This is a genomic window from Bacillus infantis NRRL B-14911 (assembly GCF_000473245.1).
In the GTDB taxonomy this organism is placed as follows: Bacteria; Bacillota; Bacilli; order Bacillales; family Cytobacillaceae; genus Bacillus_AB; species Bacillus_AB infantis.
Map to the genome: position 1 here is coordinate 4,524,404 of NC_022524.1, position 22,429 is coordinate 4,546,832.

Annotated in this window: 23 protein-coding genes and 1 pseudogene; 7 read left to right on the forward strand and 17 right to left on the reverse strand. The window is 48.6% G+C overall.

The window, feature by feature from the left end:
- Positions 1–907: 907 nt before the first annotated feature.
- The 5 genes and pseudogenes from N288_RS22285 to speE form a co-directional block, all read right to left on the reverse strand.
- Positions 908–1,086 (reverse strand): annotated as a pseudogene (locus tag N288_RS22285) (XapX domain-containing protein).
- A 127-nt stretch (positions 1,087–1,213) separates the two neighbouring features.
- Entirely contained in the window at positions 1,214–2,884 is a 1,671-nt protein-coding gene (gene argS, locus N288_RS22290) for an arginine--tRNA ligase (RefSeq protein ID WP_009792576.1), read from the reverse strand.
- The gene (locus tag N288_RS22295) at positions 2,881–3,333 is read right to left on the reverse strand and encodes a YwiB family protein (protein ID WP_323131895.1); all 453 of its coding nucleotides are present in this window, start codon (positions 3,331–3,333) and stop codon (positions 2,881–2,883) included. Before N288_RS22295 ends, argS begins: the two co-directional genes overlap by 4 nt.
- Before the next feature lie 491 nt (positions 3,334–3,824).
- A complete protein-coding gene (gene speB, locus N288_RS22300; protein ID WP_022544513.1) occupies positions 3,825–4,700 on the reverse strand; it encodes an agmatinase in 876 nt (291 codons plus the stop codon).
- Positions 4,701–4,742: 42 nt separating this feature from the next.
- On the reverse strand, positions 4,743–5,570 hold the full coding sequence (gene speE / locus N288_RS22305; RefSeq protein WP_009791651.1) for a spermidine synthase: 828 nt from the start codon (positions 5,568–5,570) through the stop codon (positions 4,743–4,745).
- 264 nt (positions 5,571–5,834) lie between these two features.
- On the opposite strand from speE, the gene N288_RS22310 reads away from it, so the two are divergent.
- On the forward strand, positions 5,835–7,907 hold the full coding sequence (locus tag N288_RS22310) for a transglycosylase domain-containing protein (protein WP_022544514.1): 2,073 nt from the start codon (positions 5,835–5,837) through the stop codon (positions 7,905–7,907).
- A gap of 163 nt (positions 7,908–8,070) precedes the next feature.
- Here N288_RS22310 and N288_RS22315 read toward each other — a convergent pair whose 3' ends face one another.
- Positions 8,071–8,583: a YwhD family protein gene (locus N288_RS22315; RefSeq protein WP_022544515.1), complete on the reverse strand. Its 513-nt coding sequence runs from the start codon at positions 8,581–8,583 to the stop codon at positions 8,071–8,073.
- Between the two features lie 72 nt (positions 8,584–8,655).
- Positions 8,656–9,318 carry a site-2 protease family protein gene (locus N288_RS22320; protein ID WP_035401327.1) on the reverse strand — a complete coding sequence of 221 codons (663 nt, stop codon included), beginning with the start codon at positions 9,316–9,318 and terminating at the stop codon, positions 8,656–8,658.
- Between the two features lie 215 nt (positions 9,319–9,533).
- Here N288_RS22320 and N288_RS22325 point away from each other — a divergent pair, with 215 nt between their 5' ends.
- Complete coding sequence (locus N288_RS22325) at positions 9,534–9,722, forward strand: 2-hydroxymuconate tautomerase (RefSeq protein ID WP_009791655.1); 189 nt, start codon at positions 9,534–9,536, stop codon at positions 9,720–9,722.
- Positions 9,723–9,769: 47 nt separating this feature from the next.
- Here the strand turns inward: N288_RS22325 and N288_RS22330 are convergent, their stop codons facing one another.
- From N288_RS22330 to N288_RS22340, 3 genes are all read right to left on the reverse strand, one after another.
- Positions 9,770–10,276, reverse strand: coding sequence for a YwgA family protein (locus tag N288_RS22330; protein ID WP_009791656.1), 507 nt, complete (start codon positions 10,274–10,276; stop codon positions 9,770–9,772).
- Between the two features lie 49 nt (positions 10,277–10,325).
- A complete protein-coding gene (locus N288_RS22335; protein WP_009791657.1) occupies positions 10,326–11,624 on the reverse strand; it encodes an HD domain-containing protein in 1,299 nt (432 codons plus the stop codon).
- Between the two features lie 302 nt (positions 11,625–11,926).
- On the reverse strand, positions 11,927–12,151 hold the full coding sequence (locus tag N288_RS22340) for a YuzB family protein (protein WP_022544517.1): 225 nt from the start codon (positions 12,149–12,151) through the stop codon (positions 11,927–11,929).
- A gap of 316 nt (positions 12,152–12,467) precedes the next feature.
- On the opposite strand from N288_RS22340, the gene N288_RS22345 reads away from it, so the two are divergent.
- Positions 12,468–13,247 (forward strand): RsfA family transcriptional regulator, encoded by a 780-nt coding sequence (locus tag N288_RS22345; RefSeq protein ID WP_009791660.1) that lies wholly within the window; start codon positions 12,468–12,470, stop codon positions 13,245–13,247.
- A gap of 105 nt (positions 13,248–13,352) precedes the next feature.
- On the opposite strand, the gene N288_RS22350 is transcribed toward N288_RS22345, so the two are convergent.
- Positions 13,353–14,207, reverse strand: coding sequence for a lipoate--protein ligase family protein (locus N288_RS22350; protein WP_022544518.1), 855 nt, complete (start codon positions 14,205–14,207; stop codon positions 13,353–13,355).
- Between the two features lie 398 nt (positions 14,208–14,605).
- Positions 14,606–15,583: a phosphate acetyltransferase gene (gene pta / locus N288_RS22355; RefSeq protein WP_009791662.1), complete on the reverse strand. Its 978-nt coding sequence runs from the start codon at positions 15,581–15,583 to the stop codon at positions 14,606–14,608.
- A 454-nt stretch (positions 15,584–16,037) separates the two neighbouring features.
- Here pta and hemQ point away from each other — a divergent pair, with 454 nt between their 5' ends.
- From hemQ to gerQ, 3 genes are all read left to right on the forward strand, one after another.
- Entirely contained in the window at positions 16,038–16,781 is a 744-nt protein-coding gene (hemQ, locus tag N288_RS22360) for a hydrogen peroxide-dependent heme synthase (RefSeq protein ID WP_022544519.1), read from the forward strand.
- Positions 16,782–17,232: 451 nt separating this feature from the next.
- Positions 17,233–17,655 carry a cell wall hydrolase gene (locus tag N288_RS22370; RefSeq protein ID WP_009794337.1) on the forward strand — a complete coding sequence of 141 codons (423 nt, stop codon included), beginning with the start codon at positions 17,233–17,235 and terminating at the stop codon, positions 17,653–17,655.
- A gap of 22 nt (positions 17,656–17,677) precedes the next feature.
- Positions 17,678–18,178 (forward strand): spore coat protein GerQ, encoded by a 501-nt coding sequence (gene gerQ, locus N288_RS22375; protein WP_009794338.1) that lies wholly within the window; start codon positions 17,678–17,680, stop codon positions 18,176–18,178.
- A 35-nt stretch (positions 18,179–18,213) separates the two neighbouring features.
- Here gerQ and N288_RS22380 read toward each other — a convergent pair whose 3' ends face one another.
- From N288_RS22380 to N288_RS22400, 4 genes are all read right to left on the reverse strand, one after another.
- Complete coding sequence (locus N288_RS22380) at positions 18,214–18,585, reverse strand: DUF423 domain-containing protein (RefSeq protein ID WP_009794339.1); 372 nt, start codon at positions 18,583–18,585, stop codon at positions 18,214–18,216.
- 23 nt (positions 18,586–18,608) lie between these two features.
- On the reverse strand, positions 18,609–18,890 hold the full coding sequence (locus N288_RS22385; protein ID WP_009794340.1) for a YwdI family protein: 282 nt from the start codon (positions 18,888–18,890) through the stop codon (positions 18,609–18,611).
- A 476-nt stretch (positions 18,891–19,366) separates the two neighbouring features.
- Positions 19,367–20,041 carry a uracil-DNA glycosylase gene (locus N288_RS22395; protein ID WP_009794342.1) on the reverse strand — a complete coding sequence of 225 codons (675 nt, stop codon included), beginning with the start codon at positions 20,039–20,041 and terminating at the stop codon, positions 19,367–19,369.
- A complete protein-coding gene (locus N288_RS22400) occupies positions 20,025–20,801 on the reverse strand; it encodes a DUF4230 domain-containing protein (protein WP_022544521.1) in 777 nt (258 codons plus the stop codon). Before N288_RS22400 ends, N288_RS22395 begins: the two co-directional genes overlap by 17 nt.
- A 178-nt stretch (positions 20,802–20,979) precedes the next feature.
- On the opposite strand from N288_RS22400, the gene N288_RS22405 reads away from it, so the two are divergent.
- Positions 20,980–21,303: a general stress protein gene (locus N288_RS22405; RefSeq protein WP_009794344.1), complete on the forward strand. Its 324-nt coding sequence runs from the start codon at positions 20,980–20,982 to the stop codon at positions 21,301–21,303.
- A gap of 99 nt (positions 21,304–21,402) precedes the next feature.
- Here the strand turns inward: N288_RS22405 and N288_RS22410 are convergent, their stop codons facing one another.
- Complete coding sequence (locus N288_RS22410) at positions 21,403–22,422, reverse strand: ThiF family adenylyltransferase (RefSeq protein WP_009794345.1); 1,020 nt, start codon at positions 22,420–22,422, stop codon at positions 21,403–21,405.
- Positions 22,423–22,429 lie beyond the last annotated feature (7 nt).

The window sequence follows — 22,429 nt, forward strand, 5'->3', positions numbered from 1 at the left end:
TTCGGCCGGGTCATGTACCTGTGGCTGCTTTTGGGATACATGAGTCGGGCTTTTTTCGCCCGGTCATGTATCTCAGACTGTCTTGGGGTACATGAGTCGGGCTCTTTTAGCCAAGTCATGTACCTCAGACTGCTTTTGGGATACATGAGTTGCGCTTTTTTCGCCGGGTCATGTATCTCAGACTGCTTTTGGGATACATGAGTCGGGCTCTTTTCGCCAAGTCATGTACCTCAGGCTGCTTTTGGGATACATGAGTTGCGCTTTTTTCGCCGGGTCATGTATCTCAGACTGCTTTTGGGATACATGAGTCGGGCTTTTTTAGCCGGGTCATGTATCTCAGACTGCTTTTGGAGTACATGAGTCGGGCTTTTTTAGCCGGGTCATGTATCTCAGACTGCTTTTGGGATACATGTGTCGGGCTTTTTTCGCCGGATCATGTATCTCAGACTGGTTATAGGGTACATGAGTCGCGATTTTTTCGCAGCGTCATGTATCTCAGACTGCTTTTGGGATACATGTGTCGGGCTCTTTTCGCCAAGTCATGTACCTCAGGCTGCTTTTGGGATACATGAGTTGCGCTTTTTTCACCGGGTCATGTATCTCAGACTGCTTTTGGGGTACATGAGTTGCGCTTTTTTCGCCGGGTTATGTATCTCAGACTGCTTTTGGGATTCACGAGTTGCGCTTTTTTCGCCGGGTCATGTATCTCAGACTGCTTTTGGGGTACATGAGTCGGGTTTTTTTGCCGGGTCATGTACCTCAGACTGCTTATGGGATACATGACTCCCTCGTTTACACAAATTTTATGTACTACAGTGGCCACATGCTCACTCTTTTCCGGCGGGTCATCGCCCCCTGCCTCTCCTCGCTTACAGGATTCCGCACTCTCCCCCTGCATCCCAATTCTTCATTTTAAAAAGCCTTCAAACCAAGGACCCACTTGTTCAAACGCCTTAAATCCCAAATAGATGCCGATGATACCCACTACTCCAGCCAGTGCTGGCGGGGCGGGTATCGGCAGTTGAACAGGGCAAAAATAAAGCCGACCGCAAAGCCTGTTATAAGTGACAGCAGAACAATTTTCATCAGATTCCTCCTAAAAATAAGCTCGTGTTGTTCCATAAATATCCTTTATTATGTGCAATAAACGCTCCATCATTCCACCGCCACTAAAACAGAAAAAACCCCGCTTCAAGGAAGCGGGGCATGAGTCTTACATTTTTTCAGGTGCGGATACACCAATTAATTTAAGTGCGTTTCTTAATGCTGTTTGTACAGCCTTGATCAGGCCGAGACGGGCTTTTGTTTTTTCAGGATTGTCGCTATCAAGCACTTTTTCGGCATTGTAGAAGCTGTGGAAGGCAGATGCGAGCTCGAAAATATAGTTTGTGATGCGGTGCGGCATACGCTTTTCTGCAGCCTCTGCAACTGCCTGTGGGAATTCACCAAGCTTCTTCAGCAGGTCGATTTCCTTTTCAGCAGAAATGAGGGAGAAATCAGCATCGGCACTTAATGCCATCCCCTGCTCTTCACCCTGGCGGAGGATGCTCGAGATGCGCGCATGTGCGTACTGCGCATAATAAACAGGATTATCATTGGATTGGGACACAGCCAGATCAAGGTCAAAATCCATATGAGTGTCAGCACTTCTCATTGCGAAGAAATAGCGGACTGCATCGAGTCCAACCTCGTCCACAAGGTCACGCATGGTAACAGCTTTTCCTGTCCGTTTACTCATCTTCATCTTTTCACCGTTCTTGTACAGGTGTACGAGCTGGATGATTTCGACTTCAAGGGCATCCTTGCCATAGCCAAGCGCCTGGATGGCAGCCTTCATACGCGGGATATAGCCGTGGTGATCGGCGCCCCAGACATTGATAAGCTTTTCGAAGCCGCGCTCAAGCTTGTCTTTATGGTAGGCGATATCAGGCGTCAGATACGTGTAAGATCCGTCATTCTTGATAAGCACGCGGTCTTTATCATCGCCGAATTCGGTTGAGCGGAACCAGGTTGCGCCTTCTTCTTCATATACATGTCCGTTCTCTTTGAGTGCTTTCAAGGCATCGTCAATCTTGCCGTTCTGGTAAAGGGAAGTTTCAGAGTACCACACATCAAAAGGTACGCGGAAATCTTCCAAATCCTTTTTCAGCTTTTCCATTTCGTATTTAAGGCCGTATTCGCGGAATGCATCGAAGCGTTCCTTTTCATCGGCATTCACATATTTGTCGCCAAATTCATCGGCAAGCCTTTGGCCGATGCCGATAATGTCTGCCCCATGATAGCCGTCGGCCGGCATTTCTTTTTCCATGCCAAGCGCCTGGAAATAACGGGCCTCAACTGACAATGCCAGATTATTGATCTGGTTTCCGGCATCATTGATATAATATTCGCGGGATACATCATAGCCTGCTTTGGCCAGGATGCTGCTCAGGGAATCGCCGACTGCTGCACCGCGGGCATGTCCCAGGTGAAGGTCGCCTGTCGGGTTGGCAGAAACAAACTCAATCTGCACCTTTTGGCCATTGCCTGTATTCGTTTCTCCGTACTGAGCTCCGGCGTCAAGGACGGTCGGGATCAGGTTCGTCAGGTAGCTGTTGTTCATGTAAAAATTGATGAAGCCCGGCCCTGCGATTTCAATTTTTTCAATGGATGCTTTGCTGCTGTCAAAATTCTCGATCAGCTGCTCGGCAATCATGCGCGGCGCCTTTTTGGCTATACGTGCAAGCTGCATCGCCATATTGGTAGAATAATCGCCATGCGCCTTCTCTTTAGGCGTTTCCAGGATTACATCCGGGATCTGCTCTTCTGCAGCAAGGCCTGCTTTAATGACCGCCTGCTTGATTTCCTCTTTCAGATTGCTTTGCACTTGTTCGACTATATTCATTTTTCTTCCTCCTCAAACGTAATCGCCAAATGATATGTACCTGCCTGTGATCCCTGCATTTTCATTTCATATAGAAGGTCAAAGGCCCCTGTTCCGCTGCCGTCGTCAAAGGACTGTGAGAGCCCTTTGGTCAGAGTCAGCATTTCCATGGTGCCGAAGGGCATTTCATAGCTTCCCCTCATCTTTTTGTTCATCCGGAAGGGCAGCCTCATTTTCACTGCTCCTGAACGGAGGATCAGGGCTTCTCCCTCTGCCATTTTTACAATCGTTTTAACTGTCCCCGCTTCATTTTCTTCATCATATTGAAGAAAGCGGGAGCCGTTTTTTTTATAGTATCGGCCAAACGCAGTCAATTCAAAAGTTTCTTTGCTGCCTCCGCTGCGAATATCGGTTTTTACTTTTATTTTAACAGGTGTCTGTTCCGCTGGGCTATTGGACAACGGGCACACTTCCTTTTCGATTAACTCTTTAGTATAACTTTTTAATTATAATTTTTTTGGGGTTGAAGTGCAAATGGGCTTTTTTTGGTGACAGGCACCTATACCACCACTAGACCAGTTTGAAAGCGGCCATTGCAGGATTATTAGGAGCATAACAGGATAGAGGTGCCTGGCACCATGGTAGTCAAAAACAAAAAACGGCTTTAAAATGAGGCCTGTTGATTTCCGTTCCAGGCATTCGCTTTCCGCGGGGCGACGCTGAGCCTCCTCACCGCTGCGCGTCTGCGGGGTCTCAGCATTGCCGCTGCTTTCCCGCAGGAGTCTTCGTGCCTTCCACTGCAATCAACAGGCTTTTTTAACTTTTTCAGCGGTATAGCCAAGACTCTAGGAAAAAGGCTTTTAAAAGACTTTAATTGCTCACTTATGGAAAATTAAAAGGGGTACAGAATTCATTCTGTACCCCCTCGATTACTATGACAAAGGCTTTTGCCTCCGCTTTTCTATTTCACCCAGCCAAGAATCATCTCACGAATTAACTTGCTGGCTGTGTTGGCTGTTTGTTCTGACGGGTCGTAGATTGGTGCTACTTCCACGAGGTCGGCTCCGACGACTTTTACGTTTGAGCTGGCGATTTCGTGGATGGACGCCAGGAGCTCCTTGGATGTGATTCCGCCGGCGTCGACTGTGCCTGTGCCTGGTGCGTGTGCCGGGTCAAGGACGTCGATGTCGATGGTAACGTATACCGGGCGGCCTGCCAGCTTAGGAAGGATTTCCTTGAGCGGCTGGTGCACATCGAATTTTGAAATGTGCATTCCGACTTTTTTTGCCCATTCGAATTCTTCCTTCATTCCTGAGCGGATGCCGAAGGAGAAGATATTCTGAGGGCCGATCAGGTCTGCGGCCTTGCGGATCGGCGTTGAGTGGGATAAAGGCTCCCCTTCATAGTTCTCGCGCAGATCTGTATGGGCGTCCATATGGATGATGGCAAGATCCGGGTATTTCTTATACATCGCCTTGAAAACCGGCAATGAAACAAGATGCTCCCCGCCCATGCCAAGCGGGAACTTGCCGGCAGCCAATAGCTTATCGACAAACTCCTCGATCAGATCAAGGCTTTTCTGCGGATTCCCGAAAGGAAGCGGAATATCGCCGGCATCGTAATATTTAACCTCCGCAAGCTCGCGGTCAAGATACGCGCTGTATTCTTCAAGTCCGATTGAAACTTCCCTGATGCGGGTCGGGCCGAAGCGTGATCCCGGGCGGTAGCTGACTGTCCAGTCCATCGGCATTCCGTAAAGGACCGCCTGGCTTTCCATAAAATTCGGATGGCTCCCGATGAATACATTTCCTGAATAAGCTTCATCAAATCTAACCAAAATGACTCCCTCGCTTTACATGCTGGTGCCTGGCACCAATCTTTATTTTACAAGATCCTGCACAAACTTAGGCAGCACAAACGCTGCTTTGTGCAGTTCTTTTGTATAGTACTTTGTGTCGATTTCGTGGAAGCGCTCTTCGCTTACTTCAAGCGGATTGTGCTTCTTGCTTCCAATTGTAAATGCCCACAGTCCGCTTGGGTATGTCGGGATGTTGGCCACATATAAGCTTGTGATCGGGAAGATTTCTTTTACATCCTTCTGGACGGTGCGGATCAGGTCTGCCTTGAACCAAGGGTTGTCAGACTGCGCAACAAAGATGCCGTCTTCCTTCAAAGCCTTGGAAATGCCGGCATAGAAGCCTTTCGTGAACAGGTTCACAGCTGGCCCGACCGGCTCAGTGGAATCTACCATGATGACGTCATATTCATTCTCGCTGTTGGCGATATGCATGAAGCCGTCGTCAACCTTCACTTCTACTCTTTCATCGTCAAGCATGCCTGCGATTTCAGGAAGATACTTCTTGCTGTACTCAATTACCTTCCCATCGATTTCAACCAGTGTTGCTTTCTTAACGCTTGGGTGCTTCAGCACTTCGCGGATAACGCCGCCGTCGCCGCCGCCCACTACAAGAACGTTCTCAGGGTTCGGATGCGTGAATAACGGCACATGGGCCACCATTTCATGGTAAACGAACTCATCCTTGATGGATGTCATGACCATATCATCCAAGAGGAGCATATTGCCCCATTCTTCTGTCTCTACCATATCAAGCTTTTGAAAATCAGTTTGCTCTGTATGTAAAGTCTGCTTCACTTTCATTGTGATGCCAAAGTTCTCTGTCTGTTTCTCTGTAAACCAAAGTCCCATTCTGAACATCCTTCCATTTTAAAAATTTGTATAGTGCGCATAAAACGCTCTCAAAACTTTTTAAAAGTTGTGCGGTTATCTTTATGCTTCCCTAACTGTTTAATTACAAACATGAGAAAAAGTATAGATGAATCTAGCAAAATTGCAAGAAAAAAATGAAACTCGCGAATAAATTCCTTCTCTTATTTCAATACTAGGAATAAAGACCAAATTCGGGTGCCGGAAACCATTGCGCGCACCGTTTATAAAAAGGGGTGAATTATGATGGAAGTCATGGCCGGTCAGCGGTACAAGAGAGCGAAGAAATATGTGCGGGCAGCCGCTGTCATCAGTTTAATAGGAATGATTGCTGCCGGGCTTGCCATCGGCGCCGTCCTGATATATGCCAAGATCCTTGGCCCTCCTCCGCTGGCCGTACCGCAGTCGACCTTGTATTACTCTGAGGACGGTGAAGTGATCGGGGAAAGCAGCAATGGCCAGAAGCGGTATTGGGTGGCGCTTGACCATATTTCCCCTCATCTGATTGATGCAACGGTTTCAGTCGAGGACCAGAATTTTCATTCCCACCACGGCTTTGATTATAAACGGATTGCCGGGGCTGCGCTTGCCGATTTAAAAGCGATGGCAAAGGTCCAGGGAGCCAGCACCATCAGCCAGCAGTATGCCCGGAACTTGTTCCTCGCACACGAGAAGACATGGAAACGGAAAATGATGGAGGCCTTCTACACAATCAGGCTTGAGATGAACTATTCAAAAGATGAGATTCTGGAAGGCTATATCAATACGATTTATTATGGCTATGGCGCTTATGGCGTACAGGCAGCAAGCCAGTACTATTTTGGGAAAGATGCTGAGGAGCTTAACCTTGCCGAGGCTTCCATGCTTGCCGGGATACCGAAGGGCCCTGGCGTCTATTCCCCGCTCGCTTCTTTCGAAAGGGCCAGGGACCGCCAGCGCATCATTCTGGATACAATGGCCATGCAGGGGAAAATCACCGCGGAGGAAGCTGATAGAGCTTTTGGGTCAGCGCTCAAGCTTGTCGGCGAATTTCCGCATAAAGCAATCGAAAAGGCGCCGTATTTTCAGGATGCGGTCAAAAATGCGCTGAAGAATCAGCTTCAGCTTGATGACCGCACAATAGAACTTGGCGGCCTGAAGGTATACACAACACTTGATACAAAAATCCAGGCAGCTGCTGAAAAAGCGGTAACCGGCAATATTAGCAAAGATTCGGAAATCCAGGTCGGGCTTGTGTCAGTCAACCCGATGAACGGACATGTAAAGGCAATGGTCGGCGGAAGAGATTATAGCGAGAGCCCGTTCAACCGGGCGGTTCAGGCAGTCCGCCAGCCTGGCTCGACGATTAAGCCGCTTCTTTACTATGCTGCCCTCGAACAGGGATTCACCCCGGCAACCATGATGAGGAGCGAGCAGACCACCTTCCGTTTTGATGACGGCAGGCAGGAATACACACCGCATAATTTCAACAATCAATATGCGGATGGTGACATCACCATGGCACAGGCACTCGCTTTGTCGGACAATGTGTATGCTGTAAAGACCCATCTCTTTTTAGGCGAAAATACGCTTGCAGAAACAGCGAAAAAATTCGGCATCACTTCCAAAATGGCTGAGGTTCCTTCCCTGGCGCTTGGGACATCGGGTATTAGGGTCATTGAACTGGCCAATGCGTACAGCCTTTTTGCCAATGGAGGAAAAAAGGTTTCCCCTGTCCTGGTGACAAAGGTTGAAAATCATAAAGGCGAAGTGATTTATGAAGAAAAGAAAGAGCCTCTGCCGGTGCTGAAGCCGGAGGATGCATATGTTATGACGCAAATGATGACCGGCATGTTTGACCATAAGCTTGACGGCTATTCCAGCGTTACGGGCAGCACCATCATCAGCAAGATGACAAGGCCATATGCCGGCAAATCAGGGTCCACCGACACAGACAGCTGGATGGCCGGGTTCACGCCCCAGCTCGTTTCCGCCGTCTGGACCGGATATGACCAGGGCGAGCCCATCACATTGACGGCCGATAAAGCTTATGCAAAGAATATCTGGATACAGTTTATGGAGGATGCCCATAAAGATTTGCCCGTCAAACGGTTCAAAGGTCCAAAAGGAACGGTCGGCGTGTATATCAATCCGGAGAACGGAAAAATCGCCACCGACCATTGCCCGGTTCAGCGCCTGACCTATTTCACCGCCGGGACCGAGCCGACCGAATATTGCACCGATCATCTGGAGCATATGGAAGGAGAGCCGGAACAGCCTGTGAAAAAACCCAAGGAGAAGAAAACCTGGTATAAAAAGCTGTTTCAGTGGGGATCTTAGCATAGTCAATAAAAGGAAAAACCCCGGGTTTCCGCCCGGGGTTTTTCGTGTCCTAGTTCTATACAGTGCATCAACACTGTAAATAAGTTTACTTTTTTTATCGCCGCTCGGCAAGTAGGTTGGAATTTAAGTTCGAAAATCTGTCACAATTTCGTCAAAATTTTTAACTGGAAGCCAAATCTTTTTTCAGCTGGTCTTCTGCCCTTTCCCACATGCCCATATCGTGATTCTTCAGGAAGTCTGCAAGGATTCCTTTAGACTTGTCATCCATATGGTCGACGATGATATGGCGTTTGATGCTTTTATCAAGCCTGTTGACATGCTCAGGCAGCAGTTTATAGCCGCGGCGGATTTCCCGGTCCACCGTCATAAAGCAGGCAGTGACACCGGCATAATAAGGGCCTTCCTGCTTGCGGTCGATCGTCACCCATACGAGCCAGTAAGGCTTTCCGTTCGGAACGTCCTCCTGGTTGGTCAGGAACTTGATTCCTTTTTCTACAGTGCTTCTTGCATGCATGGCGCCGATATCAACATGGGCATCTCCCGCTTCCACATCCACAAAGACCGGTGACACATTATCAAGGCTGAGGGAGCCTCCCCCAAAGCCGCCATGCCCGTCTGTCGGGTCGCTCTTAATGATGTTGAAGCCAATATTTTTTTTCTTCTTTTCTTCCATTTGATGTATCCTCCTTTTAAAAAGGTCAGTTATCATAATTTGATCTTTAATTTTGACCTGATTTCCGAATCGTCAGCCGCGCAGGAACAGTCCCGAGAAGAAGTCATGCATCCCGTTGATCAGGACCGGCAGCACAGTGCCGAAAATCGGCTGGATCGTATACTGATCAAGTGGTGTGATGACAAGAATCAGGAATATAATCGAACCATATGCCTCAAACTGGGTGAGCTTAGGCCTGATCCCCGCCGGGGCGAGATCCTCAATGATCCGGTATCCGTCAAGAGGCGGAAAAGGCAGCAGGTTAAACACAAACAGCATGAGATTCAAGTAAATGAACAAATCCAGGAACTCGGGCACAAAATCAGGCAGGCCCGCTGCTGCTCCGGCCGCGGCCAGTCCGTACCAGATGCCAAGGCCCAGGCCCGCCATCAACAGATTGCTGAGCGGTCCGGCAAGCGAAACCGATATCCCCGCAAGCCTTGGATTTTTGAAATGGAAACGGTTCACCGGCACAGGCCGTGCCCAGCCGAATCCCGCTATAAAAATCAGGATGGTCCCAAGGGGGTCCAGATGGTGGATCGGATTGAGCGTCAGCCGCCCCTGCTTTTGTGCCGTCGGGTCGCCGAATTTATAAGCAACAAACGCATGGGCAAATTCATGGACCGTAAAAGCGATCATTAACGTCAGTGCTACATAGGGAATCTCCCTGAAAGAAAAGGCTAAAAATTGTTCCAATGGTTCCAACGGCCATACCCCTTTTTTATCTTGAATAAAGTCCTTTAGCATACAGGCAGCTGCCTGCATACTTATCTATTTTTCAGTATACATGAAATGCCGGGCGAAGGGAAAACTCCGCTTCCGGGAAAAGCCCGGCATCAGCCCGCGCCCCGAACTGGCACTTCCCTTAAGCCTTCTGCTATAGTAAAAAGTATAAAAAGGAGGAAGTTATTATGCCATATGTAACAGTCAAAATGCTTGAAGGACGTACAGAAGACCAGAAAAAAGCTCTTGTTGAAAAAGTGACCGATGCGGTCAGCGAAACGACCGGTGCTTCTAAAGACAAAGTCGTCGTATTTATCGAAGAAATGAGCAAGAACCATTATGCCGTAGCAGGCAAACGCTTAAGCGACGAAGATTAAAACATCTTAATGACGCCCGCCAAACAAAGAAAAAGCTAAGCACACCCCTAGTGCTTAGCTTTTTCTTTCAGCTTTTCAATATATTGATAGGCCTCTTCTACCTCTTCTTCTGTGTACTTCTGCTTGCTCTTTAAAGTGAACACCTTCTCCTGCACCTCTTCGCGGGGAAGATTATCAAAATATAAAACCGTTGAGACAAGCTCCAGGAATCTTGCATTCTGGCTGTTCATATCCTCCAGACAGTCCGGCAGGCAAGGCATATCAACCTGGTTGACGGATAGAAATTCCCGGCCGTTGTCCGTCAGTGTGTACCGGTATTGAAAATAGCCGCCCTTCTTCTCTTTCACTTCATTCAGGAAGCCCATATTGCAAAGCTCCTCCACCCTCAGTGTCAGCTCCTCTGAATAAGGTCCGTAAAAGTGGAACTGGAACCGCTCCTGAAAAGGAAAAGAAATCTTCTTTGCAATAAAAATCATCTTCTGAAGCTTTTTCCGGCCGATGACTTCCCCGGAAGCCGCCAAAGCGTGCACCAAATTGGCATGATCTTTTAACAAAACCCCTCATCTCCTACTCCAAAGTAATTACCGCTTCTATGTATGTCGATTAGATCTCCAGCATTTCACGGATTTTTTTCTTAATAGTCTTCTTGCTGCCCTCATCCATAATCAAATCAGCAGGATAATATAATTTGTGGTCCGTCCGCCTTTTTCCGGATATCGCATCAACAATTTCCGATTCGCGCGACAGTTCCCGCAGGTCCCCGTTTTTCATCTGCAGGTGGATCGGAAGACGCTCCTCTTCCTCTCCCGGCCTGTAAAAGTCATACGGAAGATCTGAGGAGGAATCGACAACCAGATAATACTCAGGATCAAGCCCTGCCTTGCTGAACAGCACAGACAGCTCGGCCAGCTTCTTGTATTCCTTCGCCGGGTCAAATTCCACATATTTAAAGAGATTGCGGTCCATATACCTTTTGCACAAATCCCTCAGAATTGGATCTTCTTCTTCCTGCCACATCTGGAAATAATAGAGTATCACGGCTTCATCAAGCTTCAGATAGTCTTCCAGCGTCACTTCGCCTTCAAACAGTGTATAGAAATGGAGGGGAAGGTACTTGAATGCATAATAATTTTCATGGAGCTGTTTGGCCCTGTGCAGGATTTTCGTCAATATGACTTCCGCACTTCTTGTTACCGGGTGGAAATAGACCTGCCAGTACATCTGGTAGCGGCTCATGATATAATCCTCGACCGCATGCATCCCGCTCTGCTTGATGACAACCTGGTCCTCCCTCGGGCGCATGACCCGGAGAATCCTTTCCATATCAAAATGGCCATAGCTGACACCGGTGAAATACGCATCGCGCTGCAGATAGTCCATCCTGTCGGCATCGATCTGGCTGGAAATCAGGCTGACGACCTGCTTATTCCGGTAAGTCTTCGCAATCACGTCGGCTACATCCTTCGGAAAATCCTTCCCGGCTCTTGAAAGGACAAGATTTACTTCGGTATTGCCAAGAATGATTGCCTGTGTGTAATGCTCATGATCCAGGTCGAATACCTTTTCGAATGAATGGGAAAAAGGGCCATGCCCCAAATCGTGCAGGAGCGCCGCACAGAGGGATACAAGGCGTTCATTGTCATCCCACTCTTCCCGGCCGGCAAATACATCATCGATGATGCGCCTGACAATCTCGTAGACTCCGAGTGAATGATTGAAGCGGCTGTGCTCTGCCCCGTGGAAGGTCAGATATGTCGTCCCCAGCTGCTTGATCCGCCGCAGGCGCTGAAATTCCCTCGTCCCGATCAAATCCCAGATCATTCTGTCACGAACATGGATATAGCGATGGACAGGGTCCTTGAATACTTTTTCTTCGCTTAATTTTTCCGTTGAATATGGCATCTTTTCCCCTCTTCCTGTGCACCAGCCCGGCCTATTCCCGTTTTTTTCCTTTGTATCTATTATAGCCAGTTTTCACCGCTAAATCATTACAAAATCTGCTGTAATTCCCTTTTCTTCGACAAAATCCAGACACAGCAAGGCTTTCGGAAAAATAAAATTTTCCCTGTGTTCAGATGATGTTCTTTTTCCACAAACAGGCAGCAGGCTAAACGTACCGGGAAGAAAAGAAATTGCCTCATCTGCCGGAGCCGCACAGCATTTGGCGAATAAAAAATCACCTTAAGACAGGTGTCAAAGGCGATTTATTTTTTCAGCTTTTTTTCGATTTTCTCTCTTAGCTCTTCTTCTGACAATGCTGCCAGCGGACGGTTGTTGACAAATGCAAAAGTCTTCTTCCTGCCCGGCCCGCAATAGGATTGGCAGCCTACGTCCACTTTTGCCTCAGGGTCGATATCCTTCAGCATGGGGATCAGTGTTTTCAGATTAACTGCCTGGCAGTCGTCGCAAACACGGAATTCGTTTGCCATTTCGTACATCCCTTTCTCGGTCTATCATTTTTAAATTATCTATAGAAAATTTTAGTTGCTATCTCAATTAATCTGCCCGGAGGCACTAAAGGGTATTTTACATTTTCTGAACTTGTATTGCAAGCTGCAATCTTTAGCACCGCTGGCAGGCTGCAGGCATTTTTTCCAGCACATTCTCCCTTCTCCCCAGTCCCTAAATATATCAGAAAAAAAAACTACTATCCTTTTATTCCCTCTGTATAAAGAAAGAAAGATGTGGCCATGCTAGTGCTAGAAGGTTATATAAACCAATTTTGCCCAGGGAGTTGAAGAAAAAATGAAAGTAAGACAGGATGCATGGTCAGAAGAAAATGATTTATTGCTTGCTGAGACGGTATTAAGGCATGTCAGGGAAGGAAGCACCCAGCTGAACGCTTTCGAGGAAGTCGGAGATAAGCTGAACCGCACTTCTGCCGCCTGCGGATTCCGCTGGAACGCTGTTGTTAGGCACCGCTACGAAAAGGCGCTGCAGCTCGCCAAGAAACAGCGCAAACAGCGCAACAGGCTGCTCGGGAAAGAACAGGGCGGCAAGAAAAAGCTGCTGTACAATCCTCCCGTCCCAGCTGTTGAAGAAGTTGAATTGCTCACTGCTGATACACTGCCAATGCCGGAAGAAACAGAAGTCTATACGGAGACTTATACAGAAATAGATATAGATGCCGATGGAGATACTGAAGAAGAAACAATCGAAGCTCCAGAACCAGTATTCTCTTATCCTGCTTATCAATCGGCGCCGCAGCCGCGGGCCCAGCTGAATCTGGATTCGGTTATCAGCTATCTGCAAAGCCTGAACGGCTCCACCCTCAGCGCTGATCTGTTAAAAAGCGAGAATGAAAGATTGAGGCGCGAAATCGCCATGCTGAGGAGCCAGAATGAGGAATTATCCGGAAAAATCGGCATGCTGGAACAGAATACCGTCACGATCCAGGAAGATTACGAGACGCTCATGAAAATTATGAACAGGGCAAGAAAGCTGGTACTATTTGACGAGGAAGAACGCCCGGCCACCAAATTCAAGATGGACCGCAACGGGAACCTGGAAAAGGTAGCAGAATAAAGGACCCCGCTGTTTTATAGACTCGGAGAGAAGAAATGGCAGCAGCCTGCCCCCTTAAACAGAAAACCGCCCGGATTAAAGGGCGGTTTTTCTATTCCCGGATGGTCAGGCGGGATCCTGAAGGGTGCCGAATACTTTTTCATTCCGCTCGGCGACCCGCTCATAATAGCTTTCATAAAGGCCGGCTTCTTCTTCATTCAGCCCTCCGGCATACAGCCTGCCTGATCTGCTTTTCAGCACGTTCAGAAACCTCATCATCACATCTGCGACCGTCAGCTCGGACTGGAGCAGCTCGCTGAGCGATGCCATGACCGGCGGTGTAATGTCAGGGTACAGGAACTTCGTTACCGCATCCTTTTTCGCCCTGGTGTAAAACTCCCTTACCAATGCAGCCCGCCCGCTGCCGCTGCCGTTTACGCATAAATAGATCTGGACTGCCACACCCTTGCGCAGCCTGCGCTGGGAAATGCCGGCGAACTTCCTGCCGCCGATGCTCAGATCATAGCTGCCGGGGCAATAAGAACCTACAATTTCCCTTGCTTCTATTTCATATGGAAAGTCGCTGAACATTTCTTTTATCAAAAGCCACATAGCATCATAGCCGCGGTTGATATCAATCCCTTTTTCTGATTCCGGAAAAATGAGCGACAGATTCAGTACACCCTCATCCAGCACAACTGCCAGGCCGCCCGAGTTGCGGACAATCGCCCGGTAACCCTGCTCTTGCAGCCAGTCCACCCCGTCTTCCAGGTATGGAAGCCGTGAATCCTGGATGCCGAGCACGATCGTCCGGTCATGAACCCATGCTCTTGCCGTTGCAGGGGTTTTTCCCGATCCGACAGAAGCACAGAGCGTATCATCCATCCCGAACGAATGCATCGCATTCAAATGCAGTCCCGCACTCGACTGGTCTATTATCCGCCACTCCGGCTGCTGCAGCAGCTCACTTGCTTCGTTCATCTTCAGTACTCCTTTAAATAAACAATATGGGATTATTATAGCATACGGGCGGCGGGAAGAAGAAAAGGGGCGGAGCCGCTGATCGGGTGCGCAGTTGGTTATTGAGTTCAGCTTTTTGACTGCTTTTTCTGCTTTAAAACTGATCTCTCTGCCTGAAAACAGCCTATCTTTGGGGGGCAAACAGCGCGGGAGCAGCTTTCTGTCCAATTCGGGGCATATTCTACCGGGTCCCCCCGGGAATCTACCAACTTGACGCTATATTCTACCGACTTTACACTGTAATCTACCGAATTGAGCGTTTTTTCTACCAACTGGCAGCTGACAGCCCCACCGCGCCGCGCCACAACACGCTGCACCGCAAAAAAGAACCGGCACACCAGAGTGCCGGCTCTCTTCTATTACTGATTCAATGCCTGAGCTGCTGTGATCAAAGCAAGCTTATACACGTCTTCCTGGTCACATCCGCGGGAAAGGTCATTTACCGGACGGTTCAGGCCTTGAAGGATCGGTCCGACCGCTTCAAAGTTACCAAGGCGCTGGGCGATTTTGTAGCCGATATTCCCTGCTTCCAGGCTTGGGAATACAAATACATTAGCATCTCCCTGCAGCGGTGAATCCGGAGCTTTCTTCTCGGCTACGGATGGTACGAAGGCTGCGTCGAACTGGAATTCGCCGTCCACGATGAGCAATGGCTCACGAAGCTTGGCTTCTTCAACTGCCTGGGATACTTTTTCCGTTTCAGGGGATTTTGCAGAGCCTTTGGTAGAGAAGCTCAGCATGGCAACGCGCGGGTCGATGTCGAACATTCTTGCTGTCTTGGCGCTTTCGATGGCGATTTCCGCAAGATCTGCGCTGTCTGGTGCGATATTGATTGCACAATCGGCAAATACATACTTTTCATCTTCGCGGACCATGATGAAGACACCGGAAGTCTTTTTGACGCCTTCTTTTGTCTTAATGATCTGAAGAGCCGGTCGGACTGTATCTGCAGTAGAGTGAGCTGCTCCGCTGACAAGGCCGTCTGCTTTATTGGCATAAACAAGCATGGTGCCGAAATAGTTTTCATCAAGAAGAATGCGGCGGGCATCTTCTTCTGTCGCTTTTCCTTTGCGGCGCTCAACAAATGCAGCAACAAGTTCGTCCATCATGGCAAAGTTTTTCGGGTCATAGATTTCGACAGAATCAAGGGATACATCCAATGATTTTGCTTTATCCTCGATTTGTGCAATATCCCCGATCAGAATAGGGGTAAGAATTTTGTCAGCTGCCAGACGGCCTGCTGCAGTCAGAATCCTTTCATCTGTTCCTTCAGGAAATACGATTCGCAGATTATTGCCGGAAACCTTATTCCTTAATCCTTCAAAAAGATCACTCATATGAAAATCCTCCTTTTATATGTATCAAATCACTCGGCTTAAGCGGCGCTGAGCCTGCCTTTATCCATAGAAATGGGCCTGCGTCCGCTATTCTCACTCCCTTAGGATACTCCTCCACTGTGAAAATTCAAGAACAAGGAGAAGTGGCAGCGGTTACACCTGAAAAGTTTTTGTTTTCTTAACATTCTTATATTTATATCTGGGAATCGATTCTCTCCGGACGATGTTAATATGGTCCTTTTTGCCGGAAAATATCCGATTTCGCGCCCGTTCTGGTTGCTTAATCTGCTATTCTTTAGAATCCCCTTGTTTTCCCGGCCGGAAACCTGATTGAGAATAATTTTTGAACAGCTGGTAAACGACATATAATTTTCAAGTTTCAGGCAGACGTGTTATGGTGAAACTATGATATAGTATTGATGAGAATTCGAGTACATATATAGGAGTGATCAGAATGACTGAAGCAGCACAAACGCTTGATGGCTGGTATTGCCTCCATGATTTCCGCACAATGGACTGGACGACATGGAAAATGACTCCGAAAGAAGAGCGCGATGCAGCAATCCAGGAGTTTATGGGCCTTGTGGATAAATGGAATTCCGTGCAGAGCGAAAAGAATGGCAGCCATGCTTTATATACGATTGTTGGACAAAAAGCAGATTTCATGATGATGATCCTGCGCCCTACAATGGAAGAGCTGAATGAGATCGAGAATGAGTTCAATAAATCAAAGCTTGCGGAATATACCATTCCGGCACATTCTTATGTTTCCGTTGTGGAGCTGAGCAACTATCTGCCAGCCGGAGAGGATCCTTATCAGAATCCGCATGTCCTGGCACGCCTTTACCCGGAGCTTCCTAAAGCAAAATATGTTTGCTTCTACCCGATGGACAAGCGCCGCCAGGGTGAAGATAACTGGTATATGCTCCCTATGGAAGACCGCCGCAATATGATGCGCAGCCACGGCATGATCGGCCGCCAGTATGCAGGCAAAGTAAAGCAGGTCATCACCGGCTCTGTCGGCTTTGACGATTACGAGTGGGGAGTAACCCTCTTCGCAGACGATGTGCTTCAATTCAAGAAGCTTGTCTACGAAATGCGCTTTGATGAAGTGAGCGCCCGCTACGGCGAATTCGGCTCCTTCTTTGTCGGAAACCTGCTCCTGGAAGACCAGGTAGGCAGCTTCCTGAATGTTTAATATATGAATCAGGCCTCGGCTTTTGCCGGGGTTTTTTATTGAAAAAATAATTCAACATATGCATGCATTTGATTTGGGCTTCCAATTTTTCTACTTATTCAGTTACGCAGATAGATTCCTGCTTATAGAACAAGCGCCCTCCGCTTTTCTTTTTGTCCAGCTCCGGCTCCTAGGTGCTCGAGTCATAAGTCACTTTGGAACCGAAGGCAAAGAACGCCTTCCATTCCAAAGCGCCTTATGCTGGGCCCGCAGGATGCGGGTCATGCAGGCGTTGCCACAGGACGTGGCGTCTTTAGCCTGCGTTCCTTTATTCTGAACAAGCGCCCTCCGCTTTTCTTTCCCCCATCAGGCATAATACAGCATTTCCCACATATTTATGAAATAGTGAGTTTGGTTTTATACGGATACTTTCACTTACAGCCTTTGAATAGCTGCTGAGAGAGGTGAAGTTATGGCCGTTATTCCTTATACCGAAGAGGATGTGAAGCTTCTCGCAAGGCTGATGCGTGCGGAGGCTGAAGGGGAAGGAAATCTGGGCATGCTGATGGTCGGCAATGTCGGGGTGAACCGGGTCAGGGCCGATTGCCTGGATTTCAAGGAAATTCCTTCCATCCGGAAAATGGTTTATCAGCGGCCAGGCGGATTTGAAGCCACCATCAAGGGCTACTTTTATCAGCGGCCCCGTCAGAATGAGCTCGACCTGGCCAGGAAAGTCATCAAGGGGCAGCGCCATCATCCTGCCAGCAATTCGCTCTGGTTTTTCCGCCCCACCGGGGACTGCCCTGCCCAATGGTATAATCAGCCGAATGCCGGAAGATACAAAGCACATTGCTTCTTCCAGCCGGCCCGGGCAGACTGTCCCACTGTTTATTAATGACATTTAGGAGGGATTTATTTTGAAACAGCAATCTGTACCGCAGCAGCAATATGTTGATTACCGCACCTATCCGCCTTATCAGCAGCAGCAGCCGCAACAGCAGCAGCCTTACTATGGGGCCGGCACACAGGCACAGGGATACGGCGCCCAGCAGGCCTATCCGCAGATGCCGTCCGGTTCCATGCTCACCACATCTCCGCCTTCAGGTTCACCCGTTTCACAGGTTCCCGGGATGCTGCCTATTGAGCAATCCTACATTGAAAACATCCTCCGTCTGAACAAAGGGAAGCTGGCAACCGTTTACGCCACCTTTGAGAACAACAGGGAATGGAATGCGAAGATTTTCAAGGGAATCATTGAAGCGGCAGGAAGGGATCACCTGATCTTGAGCGATCCGCAGTCAGGCACACGCTATTTGATCCCGATGATTTATCTGGATTATATTACATTTGATGAAGAGATTGAGTATGACTATCCATATGGAGCGGCTCCAGGGCTGGCAGCCTTTCCGCCAAGATAATGAAAAGCCTGGCTTATGCAGCCAGGCTCATTTTTTTACAGATATTTAACTGCGGCAATGATCAGGAGAACCCATGCAGCAAGGAAGGCGACTCCGCCGAGCGGCGTGATGGCGCCGAGGACACTGATCTTTGTCAGCGTCAGGACGTACAGGCTTCCGGAGAAGAGGATGATTCCAATCAGCATCAGCCAGCCGGACCATGACAGTAAGGCCGTTGCCGGCAGTCGTCCCAGCAGAACACCGATGATCAGAAGTCCGGTGGCATGGAACATTTGATAGGTTACACCTGTTTTCCAGGTTTCAAGATACTTAGGTTCAACTTTTCCTTCCAGGCCGTGGGCGCCAAAAGCCCCAAGAGCAACAGCAAGGAACGCATTGATTGCACCGATTATGATAAAAATTTTCATGATTTCACCTCTTCATCGACTTCTTAAAAGTCGAAAATTGAATCTCCATTTGCTTCATTTTCCATATTCATCTTCCTGGGCTGCTGGATTGAAGCCAGCGGCACACTTTCCTGTACAGGCTGAGGAATATAAGATGCAGCCGGCCGCACCGGCTCTGAACTTGTCTTCTCACCTTCCAGAAGCAGCTCGCATAAAGCCTTTATAGAATATACCCGCTCCCGGATCATTTCCTCAGAAGAGCTTGATTTGGCCCCCTGCAGCTCCTTTTCCATCTTGGCAAGCAGATTTCCAACAGGTATCTGCATACTGTTCACCTCTTTTTCCTAAATCTCTACAGCTCCATTTTCGGCAGCAGGCACCCATGCTATTCAGGCAGCCGAAATTACTTGGACTTTCCCTCAAATTTAAGGCAAGGATGGCCTGAAGCCCTTTCAACCGCTTTGGACGGAAGCTGCCTTCCCTTAAATTGAAACGCCCTGCACCCTTTCGGGAACTGCCGGTCCCATGTCACGTAGAAATGCTTGCATTTAAAGCAATTTGGCTGATTGCTGTCCAATCCTGTCATCCTTTGCTGAGCCTTATTTCTAACTCATTTGGCTATCGGTTTCTATTTTACATGACTTGTACCCATTATACATCCTAAAACTCTGACAGTTCTTTGAATAGAGAAAGGCGAAAGCGTCTTGCCCCCCTTATTTTATACTTGTCTATTAAAAAATGCCGTCAGCTTTCGACGGCATTCTTCATATGCAATTTCCGTTCCACGTGAAACATGCCGGAATTAGAGATCTGGTATCTGCCAGTCTATCTCCTCTTCCCCATTATCCTTCAAAATCTGATTGGTTTTTGAAAAGTGATGGCTGCCAAAGAATCCTCTTCTTGCTGATAGTGGGCTGGGGTGGACTGATTTTAGGATAATATGGCTCGGATTATCAATCAGCTTGGCCTTTTCCTGGGCGGGCTTTCCCCAAAGCAGGAATACGACCGGCCTTTCCCTTTCATTCAGCAGGGCAATAACGCTATTGGTAAAAGTCTCCCACCCCTTATTTTTATGGGAATGGGCTTCCCCCTCCCGCACGGTCAAAACGGTATTCAGCAGCAGGACACCCTGCTCCGCCCAGCTGACCAGATACCCGTTATCAGGGATTTTGCAGCCAAGGTCTTCATGAAGCTCCTTGAAAATATTCCTTAAGGAGGGGGGAATCCTGGTCTGCGGCTTGACCGAGAAGCTCAAACCATGGGCCTGTCGCGGTCCATGGTACGGATCCTGCCCCAGGATGACCACTTTTACATCCTCATAATCGGTATACTTCAGGCTGTTGAAGATATCTTCCCTGGCCGGATAGACCGTCTCGCTCGCATATTCTTCTTCCAGGAATCTTTCCAGTTCATGAAAATACGCTTTTTCGAACTCCTCTTCCAGAAGCTCGCCCCAGCGGTTATTTAATAGCTGCATCAGAATCCCCCTTATAGCTGACAGAGGCCTCATAGCCCAGCCTGCCAAAAAATTCGCTGATCGTTTTTTCTGCGTTCTTCTCAGCAAGTTCAAGAATCCCCTGGTCAATCGCTTCCGCTTCTACCAGTTCCTTTGCCTCTGCTGCAAGGCTGTATGCCTCATCCCAGTTCACATCATCCCGAAAAATCCCGGAAGCCGAAAAGGTCTGGACATGCTCAAGATCGAGCGACGGCTCCTGGAGGATGCTTGCCTTCGGAAGGGAAACTTCAATCCTCTTATCCTCTTCCGACACCTTGATATCCTTTTCTCCAACCTGCTCAAGATCGACCCCTGCCGTTACCGTTCCCGGGACAATAAGCAGAAGCTTGCGCTTTGTCCCCGGCAGATCCGTTTCTATCTGCCTGCCAAACAGTTCATTGTCTTCTTTTTCAATCACGGCCTTCACGAGCGCCTGTGATGATGCCAGCGTTGACAGGCCGCGCACCTGTTCTATAAAACTCCCTTTCTCTTCTTGAGCTGATGACCCTGTATAAAAATAAAAGATTCCTGCTGTAAGCAAAATTCCGATCATAATAAGCGACAATAAAAGCAGCCCGATTTTCCAGCTCCACTTCCTGAATCCGTAGCGCAAAAACCGTGAAAACGTGAACGCACCCCCGCTGCCTTCAAGAGCGGCGGCACTTGCAGCCTGCTTGCGGGAAGTTTTCAGTTCCTTCATAAGCGCCTCCATCTGTTCTAATACTTCCTGTTCTTTTTTCAATATCTCCGCTCCTTTTCTATACCCGTTCGTTTCCATTATAAAATGAGAACTGCCTTTTTTGTAAAATTTTGCTGAAACATTGTACACAAAGATTGAAGTTTAAGTATGGAAAAAAAGGATAAATAAAAGAATAAGCGGACAGGCACATTGTCCAAAAAAATTAGAGGAGGAATTATTCATGTATAAAATTGAGGTTTGTGAAAACGGCGTACAAGCAACGGATACTATTAAGACTTTAACAGCAGAAGGCTATGAAAAGGACAATATCTTTATTTTTGCGCATGACGAAAACCGTTCCGAAGATTTAACTGATGCTACCAACACTGGGAGCGTCGGCTTGAAGGAACAGGGCTTATTTGATTCTGTCGGCAATATGTTCAATAAGCGCGGCGACGAGCTCCGCAACAAGTTCGAAGCTCTCGGCCTTTCAAAGGTGGAAGCTGAGCAATACGAAAAGGTGCTTGATGAAGGCAAGCTTGTCATTGTAGGTTCAAACGAATAAGTAAGAAGGTTCTCCAGCCGTTCCGGGACACCCCCCGGGACGGCTTTCTTACTGAAAAAAACAGAACCCCTCTGCAGCCAGGCAGAGGGGTTCCTGTATTTAACCCAGCAGACGCTGGTAGATGGCTTTTGCATGGGACTCATCCTTCGTGCCATGGATGAGGGCCCGGCCGTCACTGAAAAAGACGGCCCTTTCGGCACCCAGCTCGGCAGACAGAAGATAGGGATTGCCCTTTACTTCATAGCCGAGCCGGCCAAGCTGCCCTGCCAGCCCTTCGAGATCCAGGTCCCGCTTACCGGGCGGGCGGATCTGGACCGTATCCCGGCCGCAGAGTACGGCTGTCCTGGTCCGGTTATCCTGCTCCAGGTAAGGATAGGTCCTTTCAGCCCCGCATGAAGGGCAGCCCGGATCCTTGGCTTTGGCAGTCCCCATATTTGTATACTGGCTGTGCCAAAGATCGAAGCTGACAAACGAAGTCCTGACAGCGTCCCAGTCTTCTGCCAGGATTTTCAGCGCCTCTGCCCCCTGATGGGCTACGGTCATCTGGACGGCCGGTCCGATGATGCCGCCTGTATCACAGGTAAGCCCCTGCAGCGGAACAGCTTTCAGAAGGCAATTCAGGCATGGGGTTTTGCCCGGGATCACGGTAAAGCTCATTCCAAAGCTGCCGACACAGGCTCCGTAAATCCATGGTATTCCAAGTTTCTGGGACAGATCATTGATGACCATCCTTGTTTCAAAATTGTCAGTGGCATCAATCATCAGATCAGTTCCAGGCGCAAGCTCAGCCAGAAGTGAAGGATCTGCATCCCCGACAATGCAGCTTAAGTTGACGGAAGAATTTATTTCCTTCAGCCGCCTTTCTGCCGCCTTTGCTTTCGGCAGTTTTTCCCTGGCATCCTTCTCTGCATAAAGCTGCTGCCTCTGAAGATTGCTTTCTTCCACATAATCTCTGTCAATGATCGTCATACTCCCGACCCCCGCACGGATCAGGAGCTCTGCACAGCCGGAGCCCAGCGCCCCGGCCCCGATGATCAGGACATGCTTCCGGGCGATCTTCTCCTGTCCCGCCGTGCCGATTCCGGGAAAAAGCGTCTGGCGCGAATATCTTTCGTCCAACCTATTC